Source organism: Pseudomonas sp. NFACC04-2, assembly GCF_900119265.1.
Taxonomy (GTDB): domain Bacteria; phylum Pseudomonadota; class Gammaproteobacteria; order Pseudomonadales; family Pseudomonadaceae; genus Aquipseudomonas; species Aquipseudomonas fluorescens_AA.
The window spans coordinates 1-14,217 of sequence record NZ_FPJC01000008.1; the positions used below are offsets into that span (position 1 = coordinate 1).

The 14,217-nt window shown below is 65.4% G+C and carries 9 protein-coding genes; all 9 read right to left on the reverse strand.

Features of this window, described 5'->3' with window-relative positions; all coding sequences use genetic code 11:
• Nucleotides 1-269: 269 nt before the first annotated feature.
• A complete protein-coding gene (tagQ, locus tag BT125_RS12935) occupies nt 270-1,211 on the reverse strand; it encodes a type VI secretion system-associated lipoprotein TagQ (protein WP_072407473.1) in 942 nt (313 codons plus the stop codon).
• An 85-nt stretch (nt 1,212-1,296) separates the two neighbouring features.
• Nucleotides 1,297-3,024, reverse strand: a complete 1,728-nt coding sequence (locus BT125_RS12940) for a formylglycine-generating enzyme family protein (RefSeq protein WP_072407475.1) — start codon at nt 3,022-3,024, stop codon at nt 1,297-1,299.
• On the reverse strand, nt 3,017-4,213 hold the full coding sequence (locus BT125_RS12945) for an ABC transporter permease (protein WP_072407477.1): 1,197 nt from the start codon (nt 4,211-4,213) through the stop codon (nt 3,017-3,019). Before BT125_RS12945 ends, BT125_RS12940 begins: the two co-directional genes overlap by 8 nt.
• Nucleotides 4,213-4,929, reverse strand: a complete 717-nt coding sequence (locus BT125_RS12950) for an ABC transporter ATP-binding protein (RefSeq protein ID WP_072407480.1) — start codon at nt 4,927-4,929, stop codon at nt 4,213-4,215. Before BT125_RS12950 ends, BT125_RS12945 begins: the two co-directional genes overlap by 1 nt.
• Nucleotides 4,929-8,027: a serine/threonine-protein kinase gene (locus BT125_RS12955; protein WP_072407482.1), complete on the reverse strand. Its 3,099-nt coding sequence runs from the start codon at nt 8,025-8,027 to the stop codon at nt 4,929-4,931. The genes BT125_RS12950 and BT125_RS12955 overlap by 1 nt, the downstream gene beginning before the upstream one ends.
• A complete protein-coding gene (locus tag BT125_RS12960) occupies nt 8,024-8,755 on the reverse strand; it encodes a PP2C family protein-serine/threonine phosphatase (RefSeq protein WP_003206909.1) in 732 nt (243 codons plus the stop codon). The genes BT125_RS12955 and BT125_RS12960 overlap by 4 nt, the downstream gene beginning before the upstream one ends.
• Nucleotides 8,756-9,409 (reverse strand): type VI secretion system-associated protein TagF, encoded by a 654-nt coding sequence (tagF, locus tag BT125_RS12965; RefSeq protein ID WP_072407484.1) that lies wholly within the window; start codon nt 9,407-9,409, stop codon nt 8,756-8,758.
• Complete coding sequence (gene tssM / locus BT125_RS12970; RefSeq protein ID WP_072407486.1) at nt 9,406-12,906, reverse strand: type VI secretion system membrane subunit TssM; 3,501 nt, start codon at nt 12,904-12,906, stop codon at nt 9,406-9,408. The genes tagF and tssM overlap by 4 nt, the downstream gene beginning before the upstream one ends.
• On the reverse strand, nt 12,903-14,216 hold the full coding sequence (locus tag BT125_RS12975) for a DotU family type VI secretion system protein (RefSeq protein WP_072407488.1): 1,314 nt from the start codon (nt 14,214-14,216) through the stop codon (nt 12,903-12,905). Before BT125_RS12975 ends, tssM begins: the two co-directional genes overlap by 4 nt.
• Nucleotide 14,217: the final 1 nt, after the last annotated feature.

Consider the following 14,217-nt stretch of genomic DNA (forward strand, 5'->3'; position numbering starts at 1 on the left):
CGCGAGCAAGCTCGCTCCCACCAATTGGATCGGGGTACAACCGCAAGAGACAGGCCGGCTAGAAGGCCGCCTTCGCGGGCAAGCCCGCTCCCACAGAGGATTGGAGGTGTCGCAGATATCACCGGCAACACAAAACAACTGTGGGAGCGAGCTTGCTCGCGATGGCGGCGGGTCAGTCAACAGGGATGCCAACTGAACGGACGCTATCGCGAGCAAGCCCGCTCCCACAGGTTTTGGCTGCTGACCAATGATCAGCAGCCCTCACTCAATCAAACATTCGGGCAAGGAACCGGTGCCCAGTCACCCAGGTCCGGGTTTTTGCACATGCTATTGACCTGAGTAGTACCGGCACTGGCAACCTGCTTGCTTTCATCCTGCTTGGCCTTGGCAGTCAGCAGGGTTTTCTCGGTGGTTACCGCTTCTTTCGGCACGGTCGGCAGGTCTTTCTTCTTGGCCGGTTGTACGTTCTTGTTCTTTTTCTTGTTGGTGGTCTGAGCCACGACCGGCGTGGTATCAGCAGTGGCCACAGTCACCACGTCAGTACGCTGCACACCCACTTGCTGCAGGTCTTTCTCGTAGGCCTGGGTGTAGTTGTTCAGATCTTCGGAGGCTTTGCCATTGACCGCGACGATCAGGTCGTTCGACTCTTTCAGGCCAGCGACGATTTCCGCCAGGCGCTTGCGGCCTTCGGTGTCGTTGACGGTCTTGGCCTTGCGGTCGGCAACCAGTTTGCTGAACGCATTCTGGTAGCACTGCTGCGAAGTCTTCGCGTAAGCGGTGCTGCGGTCGATGTCGGAGACGCTTTTGTTGACGTCGGCAGCGTAGGAAGCGATGCGCTGGTTGTCATCGGCGATCTGCTTCTGGCGCTCGGTGTAGTAACCGGCGGCACCACCGGCCAGGGCGCCGCCCGCAGCACCGATGGCGGCGTTGCGACCACGGTCTTCCTTGTCGGCAGTCAGGGCGCCCAGCAGCGCACCACCGACGGCGCCGACAGCGGCACCGGTGACGACCGACTTGGTCATGTTGCCTTCGGTGGAGCGCAGGTGCTGCACCGGCTCGTAGCAGTTGGGGTAGTACTCGACCTTGGTGCTAGAGGCGACCTTGGAGGTCGGCGACGTGGCGCAGCCGGTCAGTACGGTGCTGAAGCCGACAGCGACCATCAGCAAGTGACGCTTGGAAACCGAAGCAAATGGTTTACGGGAGAAAAGCATAGTTGTGTTCTCGTTTAAGTGTTGACCAGCTCAGCACGGCGCTATCGCCGCCTGAGTCCCTTCCAAGCTCGCTGACAACGAACGCTCAAGACCGCTGAGCGTTCGATGCGAGCAATTCCTTCAATATCGCCGCCGGGTCGGCTCGTTTTTGCTGACGATAATCCCCGACATGACGAACGAATAACGTTGCACGCGCCACCAGGCTTTTGCCCAGTACCGGTTTGCGCTCCAATTCTTCCTTGATGCGCTGGAACTGCGCCTGGATCACGGCATCGGTGTAGCGCGTGCCGGTGGCCAGGTTGTCGATGTAGATCGCCACCGCGCCATCCAGCGCGCTGCGGCCATTGTCGATGGCCGTGGCAAACAGTTGCGCGCTGGCCTCATCCTTGGCATCCAGCGCGGCTTGCCGGCTGTTCTGAAGATTGGTCAGGCGAATGTTGTAGTTGTTGACGGTCTCGGCCACCAGGGCCGATGACTGGATCAGGTTGCCCGCCGCTTCTTCGCGTTGCTGGGCGATGAGCGAGACGTTGCGCTTGAGCTCTTCGTTGACCAGGCCCAGTTCGGCTTGCAGGCGCGGGTCGGCGCTGGCGGCGATGATGCTGTCCAGGCGTTTGGTCGGGTCGTCGGCGTCATCGATGGCGTCGGTCAGGGACGCGAGGCGGCCTTCTTTCTGCCATTGGGCGAACAACTCCTTGTAGCGTGAACGCGGCGCCGACAACGCCCCAACGGCCACGCGGAAGCCGGTGGTTTCGTTGCTCTGCTCGGTACCGTCGGCGGCGAACAGCGGGTACTCGCGACGCATCCCGGTGAACAACGTGCCCTCGCCTTCCAGGTAGTTGCCGCCCTTGACCACGAAGCCGCCATAGGCGCCCTGGCGGCGACCGGCGTGCACCAACTGGAAGGATTCCTGGACCATCTCGGCCGCGTTGCCCACCACGTCGAACAGACCGATGGGGTTCGGCAGCTTGGTGCCGATGGGCATCAGCCGCGCTGCCTGGCCGGTGCCACCGGCGACCTGGTTGAACACCGCCCAATCGGCCAGCGGCCCGTCGCTCTCACTGCCTTCCAGGCGCCGGGGAAACAGGCGCCCTTCCAGGTCCTGGCGGCTGACGGCTTGCCCGCCGCGGGCGGCGAATTCCCATTCGACTTCCGTCGGCAAGCGCACGAAACCCAACCCGCCGTCTTCGGCAGAGGTGCCGCGACCGCTCACCGGCAGCAGGTCCTTGTGGTATTTCATCAACCAGGCGCTGTACACCGCCGAGAAGCGCTCGGCCTCGAACTTCGACAGTTTCACCTTGGGCAAACGCCCCGCCACGCCTTGGGGCAAATCGGCTTGCAGGGTTTCGCAGGCCGGCGCCGCTTCGCCGCTGGCCAGCGATTGCGCCTGGGCCATGACCTGGGCGTATTGGCGGGCCGTGACCTCGTACTTGCCGATGAAGTACAGCATCGGCTTGAGCGGCGTCTTGGCGTCGGTCTTGGGCATCAACGGCATGATGGTCTTGTTCCAGTCCGTGGGCAGGTCCTTGAGGGTGAACTGGCCGTTGATGAAGTCGCGCCGGTAGCCGGAAATGAACGACTGTTGATAGCCCGCCTCGCCTTCGCTGAACGGGTAACCGAGGCTGATCTCGCGGTCGTCCAGGGTGCCCTGGGCGAGGATGTAGACGTAGCGGAACACCATCTGGCCTTCGCACGGCAGCGGCAGGCTGACGTCGTCGGGCAACGGCTTGGGGTTGTCCAGCTTGTCCGTGCCTTCATCTGCCCAAACCATGCTGGCCAGGCTCAGCGCCACGGCGGCGCCCAATAACTTATACATCGCGAATTCCTTCACACGCCTGGATGCGCGCCACCCGCCAGCCACCACAAGCCGCCGCGACGGCGCTGACGCCGAGCACGGCCACCAGGGCCAAGGTGTAGTGACGCACCAACAGATGACTGGCGTATTCGCCGGGCATCTGCGCAAATAAATAATTCAGGCCCGACTGCGCCAGGCCATACAGGCCGGCACTCAGCAGGGCCGCAAACGTGGCGCTGTAGAGCGCCTGCAGCACCACGAACAGCAACAACGCCGCGGTGGACACCCCCAGCAGGCGCAACACCGACAGCTCCCGACGCTTACGCTCGACCGCCGCCAGGGCGCCGGCAAAGATCGCCGCGAACGCGCCGGTCAAGGCCAGCCCGGCGATGATCCAGAACACGATCGACAGATTGCGGCTCAGCGATTGCACTTGTGCGATGGTCTGGGCCTGGGTCGAAACCAACAGGTTCTGCGCGGCGAAATACTGACGCAGCGGCTCGACGTCGCCGAGGCTGCGGGCATACAAACGAAACGCCGGATAGACCCGTTGCCCGGCCACACTCAGCGCATCGCCCGCCCAGCCGAACGCGGGCACGGCGCGGCCGTCGCGGTAATCTTCAGCGGCCTCCAGCAGGGCCAGCGGTGCAAACAGGCCGTCCCGGGCGAAGGCTTCCAGGGGCAGCACGTGCAATACCTGCACGCGAGTGCGCTGCGCCTCGCTGCGACCGGCCACCTGCCGGCCGAAACTGGCCTGCACCCAATCGCCGGCCTTGGCGCCGAGCTTTTCAGCGGCGGTCTGGCTGAGCACCACTTGATCCAAGCCTTGTGGCACCGGCAAATGCTCGAACAAGGGATCGTTGGCCGCGGTGGGAATCATCTCGACCGTGACGGCCGAAGCCTCGCTGCTCAGATCCGCCGTGGCGGCGATCTGGCGGGTGCGCGGCAAGGCAAAGGTCACGTCGCCACGCTGGCCCAATTGTTCGATGAATTCAGCACTGAAGCGACCGCCGCCCAAGGGGATGATTTCCCGAGTGGCCGGATCGTTCTGCAAGCGCTCGGTCAGGCTGCTGACCAGGCCGAACTTCAGCCCGAACAACACCAGCAGCGGCGCCACCACGGCCACCAGAGCAAGCACCGAGCAGGCCGACAGCCAGGCATCGTTGCGGTAATCCTGCCAAGCCAGGGAAGCCACCAGCGCGCCGCGCATCAGCAAGCCTCCCCGAGGGTGGCGGTGACACCGCCGTCGGCATCGCGACGGCAACTGATGCGGCGCACCTGCAAACCGCTGGCGCGGGCCAGCGCCTCGTCGTGGGTGGCGACCACACAGCACACACCGTGTTCGCGAGCCTGGGCCACCAACAACTGCATGACGCGCTCGGCGTTCAGCGGGTCGAGGGCGGCAGTCGGTTCATCGGCCAGCAGTAGGCGCGGCCCATGGGCCAACGCCCGGGCACAGCTGACCCGCTGGCGCTGACCGACGGATAAGTCCGCCGGTTTCTTGTCCAGTTGATCGGCGATGTCCAACTGCCCAGCCAGGCGCGTCACGCTTGCGTCATCCTTCAAGCCCAGCAATTTGCGCGACAACGCGATGTTGCCGCGCACATCCAGGAAGCCCAACAGGCCGCCGGTTTGCAGAACATAACCCAGGTAACGGCTGCGCAGCTCGGCCAAGGTGCCCTGTTGCGACGCACGCCACAATTTGGCGATGTCCAGCGGCGTGTCGGCGGGCGTGAAGTCGAACCGGCCAGCCTGATCCGGTGCCGACACCAGCGCCAGCAGGTCCAGCAACGTACTCTTGCCACAACCGCTGGGGCCGACCACTGCCAGTTGTTCACCGCCGCGCAATTGCAGCCGTGGAATCACCAGGCTGTAGCGCTGGCTGCCGGCGCCCCGGCTTTTGTGCACTGCGTTCAGGGTCAGCATCACGGCAGCGTCGACAACGGAACGCGGTACAAGGCATCGCCCGGCTCGGCGTCGCCGAAGCGCACCCAGTTGGCGAGGTCGTTGTGGAAGGTTTCGTAGAGGCGGATTTTCGAATCCAGCTCGTCGATGAAATCTTCCTGCTCGGCCACGCTCAAGGACAGCCACAAGTCCTGGGTCATGTTCAGCGACTTGCTGCGGTACGGCAGCCCTTCCAGGTACTCGCCCAGAATCCCGCCGTCGGCCAGGTTGCCGCCCTTGCGCAGGGCCGACGGGTCGCGGCTCATGTAGGCACTGGCGCTGGCGATTTCCTGGAAGAAATCCTTGGGTGAGCTCTGGGTCTTGCGGGCCGCGTCGACAATCAGCTTCAGCGACTGCTGCAGGTCGTTGAGTTGCAGCTTGGTCAGCATCACACAGACCTGGAACGCCGGCAGCGCCGGATTGGTCAGGTCGCGGTCGGCGGTCCAGGCGCTGACCAGCTGCGGCGCCTGGCTGGCGGATTTGCGCCCCAGGAAATCCATGTGCATCGCGTAGCCGACCGCGGCCGACTTGTCGGCCAGGCTCGGCGCGGAGCTGAGCAGTGGCACGCTTTGCGCCTTGTTGCTGCGCACCTGATGCACCAGGTCGGCGAACACCGAACCGATCTCGCCGACCCGCTCGCCAAACTTGCGCACGTCGGCGCCCGGCACCGGAATGTACAGGTCGCCGATCTGCGGGTTGGCGTCGGCGGTCAGGGTGCGGTACTGGCTCTGGGCGCCGGCATGGGTTTTCTTGCCCGCGTCGCTGAGCAGGTGCAAGGCGTAGATCTTGATCTGCTTGCCCAGCGCCGCCTGGCGCACTTCGGCCTCGTTCATTTGCGTGGCGGCAAACGGGTCGTTCTTGCGCAGGGCACCGGCGTCGGTGACCAGCAGGATCAAGCGCCCGCCGTAACCGGACCAGTCCATGCCTTCGACGGCTTCCATGACCCCGGCGAACGCATCTTCGTTGAACGAATGGCTCGACACCGTCGATGCCTTGACCTGCCGCGCCAGCTCCATGAAGCGCTGCGGATCGCGGCCCTGCTCGAGGGTGATCAAGGTCTTGGCGACGTATTCCAGGCCCGGGGTTTTCTTGATGCTGCTGCGGAAACCCACCATGCCGAAGCTGACGCTGTCCAACTCGCCGCGCTCGGCGATGCGGGTTTGCAGTTCGTGGACCACGTCACGCACCTGGTCGATGTAGGGCTGCATCGACACGGTGGTGTCCACCACCAGCACCACGGCGGTGCGGAACGCGTCGGCGTTGGCGGTGGTGATCGGCGTGTTGCCCGTCGCCTTGGGGGTGTTGCCCGGGTCGATGGACGCCACGTTCAGCAACTGCACCGGCTGGCCGTTTTCATCGAGGCTTTCGCGGGAATCGAAGATCGGCAGCAGGTAGAACTGGCTCTGCGGCACCGCGCTGGCGGCCGGCTCAAGGGCCAGCACTTGCTGGTCGTCCTGCGGGCTCTGCTGGGCCTTGAGCAACACGTTCTTGGCGGCCGATGGGTTAGCCAGGAGCTTTTCCACTTCGCCAGGCTGACGCAGGAACATCACTGGCGCACGGCCGGAACGTTCGGTGAATTTGAGCACCAGGCTTTGCTTCCAGTCGCTGACCTGGGCGGCGGGCAACCAGCCGTCGCTGCGCCCGTCAGTGGCCGCACCGACCCGCACCCACGAACCGCCGTCGACGTCCTTGCGCTGATACACGTACAGCACGGAAAACGCCGGCAATGCCTTGCCCGGCGCGGCACCCGGCGCCTCGGCGAGTTTCGCCCCCGGCTTGCTGAGCACACGCTGGAACAGGGTCTTCTTGCCGGCCATCAACAGCGGACGCTGGCCGCCGTCGGCCTCGGTCGCCACGGGCGGTTGAGCCGCAGGGACAACAGGCGGTTTGACCGCGGGCACTTCCGGGGCCTGCGGCGGCTTCACTTCCGGTGGCTTGACCGAGGTGGTCGTGGCCACTGGCGTCTTCACCTCTTTGCCATCGTCACCGGCCAGCCACCAATAACCCGCGCCACCCAACGCCAGCGCCACGGCGACCGCAACGGCGGCCAGGGCGAACACCGGGCCCTTGCGCTGCTCCGACACCGAGGATTGAACCGTCGGCTTTATCGGCGGCGGAACGGGCTTGGACTGCGGCTTCGACTGTGGCTGCGGTGGTGAATAAGCCGGGCCGCTGGGAATGTCGATGGACATGGGCGTCAAGCCCGCCAAGTCATCCACCGGCGGCGTGGTCGGCAGTTGCAACGACAACGGCCGGATCAGCGTCGCTTCCGACTCCTCAGGCAGGGTATCCAGCGCCCGCAGCAACGCCGCCGCGTCCGGGAAACGCTCCGCCGGGTCCTTCGCCAATAGTTTGCGCAACACGTCCTGGTAACGGCCGTGGTGCACCGGCAACTCCGGCAACGGTTCGGTCAGGTGGGCCAGGGCCGTGGACAGGGCGTCGTTGCCGGTATACGGCAGTTTGCCGACGAGGATTTCGTAAAGCACCACGCCCAGGGCGTACAGGTCGGCGCGACCGTCGATGTCTTGCCCACGGGCCTGTTCCGGGCTCATGTAGCTGGGTGTACCGACGGCAAAGCCGGCCTGGGTGAACTGGGTGCGGTCGTCCAAGGACTTAGCGATGCCGAAGTCCGAGAGCACCGCCGTGCCATCGGCGCGGAACAGAATGTTGGCCGGCTTGACGTCGCGGTGGACCAAGCCCAAGCCGTGGGCATAGCCCAGGGCCGAGGCGATCTGGCGGATGTAGGTCAGGCCCTGCTCCGGCGTCAGGCCCGCGGCGATGCGTTCCTTGAGCGTGCCGTTGGGCAGGTATTCCATCGCCATGTAATACAACTCACCGACGTTGCCGATGTCATGGATGGTGACGGTGTGCGGGTGCGACAAGCGCGCCAGGGTCTTGCCTTCGCGCAAAAAACGCTCGCAGAACGTCGGGTCGGCGGCCAGGGCTGCCGCCATCACTTTCAACGCCACCTTGCGCTCCAGCGAACGCTGGGTCGCCAGGTACACGCTGGCCATCGCGCCTTCGCCGATCGGCCCTTCGATGTCGTAGCCGGGGATGACAATGTTCAGGGTCAAGCTCATGACGGCACCTTCACGACCACCACGGTGATGTTGTCCGGCGCGCCGCGCATCAAGCCCAGGGACACCAGGCTGCTGGCGATTTCGCCGGGCTCGTCGTGGCTCAGTACTTCGCGGATCTCATCGTCCTCGACGGTCTTGGTCAGCCCGTCGCTGCACAACAGGTAGCTGTCGCCAGGCACCAGCAGCAGCTCGGTCAGCGCCAGGTTCAGTTGCGCCTCGACGCCAATTGCCCGGGTGACGATGTTGGCCCGCGGGTGCACCCGCGCCTCGGCTTCGCTGAGCAGGCCGCTGTCCTGCAGATCCTGGACGTAGCTGTGGTCCCGGGAGATGCCTTCGAGCACGCCGTCGCGCAGGCGATACAGGCGGCTGTCACCGGCCCACAGGCACATGCCCCGCAGGTCGCGGGCGGCCAGTACCACCACGGTGCTGCCCATCATGGTCACGCCACGGTTGGCGGTTTCTTCCCGCACGGCGGCGTTGACCCGTAGCAGATCGCTTTGCAGCGCCGCGACGTATTCGTCCAGCGAACGCCCCACGGCGATGCCGCGCAGGCTGTCGACGATCAGGCTGCTGACGTAGTCGCCCGCCGCGTGCCCGCCCATCCCGTCGGCCACCACCCAGAGGCCGTTTTCCGGCAGGTCCAGGCAGGCGTCTTCGTTGACCTGGCGGACCATCCCGACATGGCTCTTGCTTGCAGACTTGATTGCTTTTCCGGCACTTGGACGCATCTACACAACACCTTCTTGGCCGAGCAAAAATTGCGCAAAATCGGCGGCTGCCGGCAATCCCTGGCAGCGCATCAAACCCGGGGCAATGCGCTCCGATCCCTGGCCCCACCACAGGCTCGCGCCTTCGCAGGCCGCCTCGGCCAGGGCGCTCATGCGCCGCTGCGGGTCGGTGGCATCGAAGCGATGCAGGCTGGCGAAACGGCTGCTCGACGTACGCGGCAGGCACATCGGGCTACCGAGGGTTTCCAGCTGTTCGTTGAACGCCTCGAAACTGGCCTCCACGCTCAACGTGCTCAGCAACAGGTTCTCGACCCGCTCGAACCACTCGTCCGCACCACCCACCACCGAGGCCGGATCCGCGTCGGGTTCCAGCAGCACCGCGACGGTCAGCGGAAAATAACGGCCGACCCGGTCGATGCTCGGCATCACCACCCCGACGGCGGCGTCCGGGCCACACACACCCGGCGCGACCATGAAGCGCCACAGCGGGCTGACCAGATAAGCATCCAGCCAGCGCTCGCCGAGGCTGCTCTGGCTGGCGAGCAAACCCGCCGCCAGCCACGAATCCCACGGGCCGATAAACCCCTGGGGCAAGCCACGGCTGACGAAGTCGCCGCGGCTGGCCAACTTTCCATAGAAGCCCGGCGTACTCATAGCCGCTCCGGCAGGCTGAAGCCGCTGAGCACCCGGCTCTTGAACGGGTTGAAGGCGCTGTTGGCCCGCAGCTCGTAAGAGGCGCTGGCACCATCGACCCGCAGCCGCAGGTTGAAGCGATCCGGCGAGTTGCCGGCGGTCAGGTCCGATTGCTCCAGCAGCCGGAACCAGGCCCACGGCCCGTCCAGGGTGATGCCGGAACGCCCGCTGGACGACGGCGGCATGATGGAGATCCGCACCACGCCGATGCTGCCCGGGTTCGGCCACTGCATGGCGGTCGGGCGGCTCGGGCCGTGGTCGTAGCTCAACTGCTGGCCGTCGAGGTCGAGCAGGAACTGAGTGATGGTCGAGTCCATCGCCACCGGCTTGAGTTCGAAGCGCACCATCGGCTGGGTGCCGCCGGAACGGAAGAACGCATCGCGGATGGTCGCCGCGCGCTGGAAGGTCTGCAGCACGCTGGGGGCGATGCCGAGCTTCTGCGCCGCGCCCGGCTGCCAGCGCCAGGTCGGCGTCGAGGTGTCGACGTAGGGTTGCAGGTACTTGCGGAAGTAGTTGTCCATCACCCCGCCAACCCCGAAGAACTGACCGAAATCATCCAGGGTCGCGTCCCGCGCACTGCCCGGCGACATCGGATAGCGCCCGGCCAGGGACTGGCGATAGATGTTCACCACTTCGCTGGTCCAGGCGGCGTTCAGTTGGTTGCGCACCCCACCCATCATGCTGTTGGTGGTGGAGTTGACTACCGACTTGACCAAGCCCTGCACCAGCGGCGGCTGGCGTTCGGCGTTGAGGCTGACCCGCGTGGCGGCGGCCGTGGCCTGGTTCTTGGCTTCGCCAAGCAAGGCGTCGCCGCTGGCCCCGACCATGGCGCTGACCTGCACGTACAGAGCGTTCATGTCGGCCAACAGACCGTCGATGGCCGCCGGCTCGCCTTCGCTTTTGCTGACGATGCTGTTGAGCTCGGCGAAGTGCGCGGTGATCGGGTCATCGCTCGCCGCCGGCGCGTTTGGCGTCGCCTGCTCCTGGCCGAGCAAGCTGCCCAAACGCTCCTTTAGCTTGTCCACGCCGCCTTCCACCGGCGCACCTTGGGCGGCCAGCAGGCGTTCATCCTGTTGCAGGTCGGTTTCCTTCGCCACCGCCACCAGCAGCTTTTTCAGCGGCGAAGTCGGGCCGGAAATCACCCGCAGCACATCGGCGGCCTGGGCCACGCTGGTGATCGGCACGAAGTCGATGTCGGCCAGCAAGGCGTCCCATTGGCGCAGGTAGTCCTGGAAGTACAAGCGACGCACATCGGCGGCCAGGCTGGCGACGTTCTGCTGATCGGCCTGTTCATGGCCCAGCACCCATTGCTCTTCAGCCAGGGTGCCGGTCTGGCTCAGGCTGGTGAGCAAGAAGCCCTGGCGGTAGCCCTTGACGGTGAAGAACCCACTCAGTGGCTCGCCCAGCGGCTTGCCGCTCTTGCGGCTGAACACCAGCGCCGCGTCACGCCCGGCGGCTTCGTTGATACGGAAGTCCGGGATGCCTTCGGGCAGTTTCTGGCGCTTGATCCGGTCATAGACCCGCTGGGCCACCGGCAATTGCTGCAACTGGCGACGCAGGTCTTCGACCAGGCGCTGGTCCAGGCGCGCGAGGGGCGGACGTCGCTCGAACAGTGCCTGCAAATGCGCGGCCAGGGCCTGGCGCTGCTCGGCCGGCAAGTCCCGCGGCAGGCTGCGATCCCAATCCAGGGCGATCCAGGCCTTGATGAAGTCGGCATCGTAATGCTCGGTGTCGGCGAGCATCAGGTAGGCCTTCAAGCCTTCGTAGAGGAAATCCGAATTGCCGCCGCTGTGCAGTTGCTCTTCGATACGCGTCAGCAGGCGTGGCGCGAACACCGCGATCAGCAGCTTGCGGTAGACGCTGCCGGACTCGGCTTCGAGCATGTCGCCCTGGTACAAGCCCAGGCCTTCGGCCCAGCTCGGGGCGTCGTCGGCCAGGTGTTTCACGGCGTTGAGCAATGGCAACACCGCGAGCACATCCCGTTGCGCCGGGCTGAGGTTCTGCACGGTCTGGCCCAATGGCGCGACCTTCTGATCGACCTGGGCGATGTAGGCCTGGTTGGCACGGTAGCTGACCCACCACAATGTGCTGACCACCAGCACCAGCACCACCGTGGAGGCCAGAACACCGCGGGCGATCCACTTGCGTCGACGCTCGACTTTCGGGTCGACGCCCACCAGCCCACGCTCGGCGAAGGCCACGGCGGTGAAGAGTTTTTCGATGAAGTAGCTGCGCCCGGTGCCGGTCTGGCGCGCCAGGTGCTGGCGGTCCAGGTTCATGCTCTGGGCCATGGAGCCGATCAGGCGGTCGATCGGGCTGCCTTCCTGGGTGCCGCTGGTGAAATACACACCGCGCAGCAACACGCGCTCTTCGAAGGCGTTGGGTTTGAACACGCCTTCGAGGAAGCTTTGCAGGCAATCTTTCAGGGCGCCGAACTGCTGGGGGAAGCCGTAGATCAGGTCGCGCCGCGCCGGGTCGCGCTCTTGTTGCAAGCGCTCCACCAGACGGTCGTTGAGGCGCTGCTCAAGGCCGGTGAATTCGCTTTGCAGGTGTGCCAGCGGACTGTCGTTGCTCTTGCCATCGTCCAGGGCGAAGGTCATGCCCCAGACCTGGGCGCGCTCTTCCTTGCTCAGGGTATCGAAATACTCCATGAACCCGGGCACCAGGTCGAGCTTGGTCAGCATCAGGTAAATCGGGAAGCGCACGCCTAACTGGGTGTACAGCTCCTGGATCCGCAAGCGAATCGCCGCGGCATGGGCGGCGCGCTCGGCGTCGCTGCCCAGCAGCAGGTCGGACAGGCTGATGGCAATGAACGCACCGTCAATCGGGCGTCGGGCCCGTTGCTTTTTCAACAGCCCCAGGAAGCCCAGCCAGGCAGCCTTGTCGATGGTCGCGTCGCTGTCCTGGGTGGTGTAGCGGCCGGCGGTGTCAAGCAGGACCGCCTGGTCGGTGAACCACCAATCGCAGTTGCGCGTACCGCCGACACCGCGCACGGCACCGGCGCCCAGTTGCGCGGCCAGCGGGAAATGCAGCCCGGAGTTGACCAGCGCGGTGGTCTTGCCCGAACCCGGCGGGCCGATGATCACGTACCACGGCAGCTCGTAGAGGTTGCGACGCTCATCACCGCCCAGCTTGGCTTTCTTGAGCAGGGCCAAGGCTTCGTCCATGCGCTGGCGCAGGGTTTCGAGCTCTTCGGCGGTGGCGATGCTGGTGGGGTCGGGCGGGGTTTGCGCCGCCAGGCTGCGCATCACTTCGGCGGCCTGACGGCGCGCCTGGATGATGCGGAACACCCGGTAGGCGATCCACACCGCGAACACCAGAATGATCAAGGCCCAGCGGCGGCCTTCAGGCACCAGCCAATCGAGCAGCGGGCCGACGAACCAGATGATCAGGCTCAGGGCGATCAGCCCCAGCAATGGGATGACCCAGCGGGTCATAAAACTGAAAAACGCCTTCACTCGACCCCCTCCGCCAATACTGTGATTTCAACCCGACGATTGCGCGCACGCCCCTCTGGGGTAGCGTTGGACGCCAACGGCTCGGTGTCGCTGCGGCCTTCGGCGCTGAAGCGCTCGGGCTGGCCGGTCTTGGCCGAAAGAATTTGCAGCACCGATTGGGCCCGCGCTTCGGACAACGCCCAGTTGGACGGGAACCGGAGAGTGGCGATCGGCCGATTGTCGCTGTGGCCGGTGACCAGGACCTGGCCCTTGACCTTGCGCACCGCATCGGCGATGCGCAGCATCAGCGGCTGGAAATCGTCCTTGATGCTGGCGCTGCCCGAGGCGAACAGTTCATCGCCGCGAATGGTCACCACCGAGCGGTCGACGGCGTCTTCCACGGCAATCCGGTTGGCGCGGATTTCATCGGCCAAAAAGCCTGCCAGGCGTGGGCGTTCGACCACTTTCGGCTGCACCACGGGGCGGTCGATGGTCTGCACCGGGATTTCGCCCAGGAAGTGAATGTTCTTGAACACCGGTTCGGCATCGGAGGCCAGTTTCATGCGCAGGCCGAACAGCAGCGCCAGCAGCAAGGCCGCGCCGATGGCCACGGCGATCCACGGCGGCATGAATTGCGCCAGTCGATCACGGGCCACGGTGACACCGCGCCAGTGCGGCGACAGCTCGCGCTCGTAGTCGCCCCGGGCGCTGCGGATCACCGCACTGGTGCGTTCACGCAACGCTTCCAGTTGGCTGCGACCGTCGTTCATCACCCGGTAGCGCCCCTCGAAACCCAGGCACATGCACAGGTACAACAGCTCCAGCAGGTACAAGCGCTCACGGGGACTTTGCAGGCAATGCTCCAGCAGCTGGAACACCTTCTCGCCGCCCCAGGCTTCGTTGTGCACGGTGATCAACAGGCTTTGCTTGCCCCAATCACTGGTGCCACCCCACGGCGTGCTCAACACCGCTTCGTCCAGCGCGGTGCACAAGGCGTAGCGGGCCAGCAACACATCGTTGCGCACCACCCCGGCGGCCTCGGCGCGCTCTTCGAACTGGCGCAGGTAGGCCAGCAGTTGTGCGCGCAAACTGGCCGGCGCCGGGTGGGCGATGGTGTTGCGCAGGCGCGTCAGCAGGGCCAACAGCGGGCCGGCGGCGCTTTCCAACGGGTTGAGGCCCTCGGCCTTGCCGGTCAGGACCGGCGCGGCCGGCATCGACAGCGGCGCAGGCTGCGGACGACCCGGGTCCGGACGGCCAGGGTCCGGCCGGAATGGATCGGCGCCACGGCCACCGGGCGTCGGCATGAACTGGGTACGATCGTCGTTGCTCATC

Excerpts from the sequence above, each read along its gene's own strand:
- BT125_RS12975 (WP_072407488.1), bottom strand. The coding sequence starts at position 14,216 with ATGAGCAACGACGATCGTACCCAGTTCATGCCGACGCCCGGTGGCCGT.
- BT125_RS12955 (WP_072407482.1), bottom strand. The coding sequence starts at position 8,027 with ATGAGCTTGACCCTGAACATTGTCATCCCCGGCTACGACATCGAAGGG.
- BT125_RS12950 (WP_072407480.1), bottom strand. The coding sequence starts at position 4,929 with ATGCTGACCCTGAACGCAGTGCACAAAAGCCGGGGCGCCGGCAGCCAG.
- BT125_RS12940 (WP_072407475.1), bottom strand. The coding sequence starts at position 3,024 with ATGTATAAGTTATTGGGCGCCGCCGTGGCGCTGAGCCTGGCCAGCATG.
- BT125_RS12960 (WP_003206909.1), bottom strand. The coding sequence starts at position 8,755 with ATGCGTCCAAGTGCCGGAAAAGCAATCAAGTCTGCAAGCAAGAGCCAT.
- BT125_RS12945 (WP_072407477.1), bottom strand. The coding sequence starts at position 4,213 with ATGCGCGGCGCGCTGGTGGCTTCCCTGGCTTGGCAGGATTACCGCAAC.
- tagF (WP_072407484.1), bottom strand. The coding sequence starts at position 9,409 with ATGAGTACGCCGGGCTTCTATGGAAAGTTGGCCAGCCGCGGCGACTTC.
- tagQ (WP_072407473.1), bottom strand. The coding sequence starts at position 1,211 with ATGCTTTTCTCCCGTAAACCATTTGCTTCGGTTTCCAAGCGTCACTTG.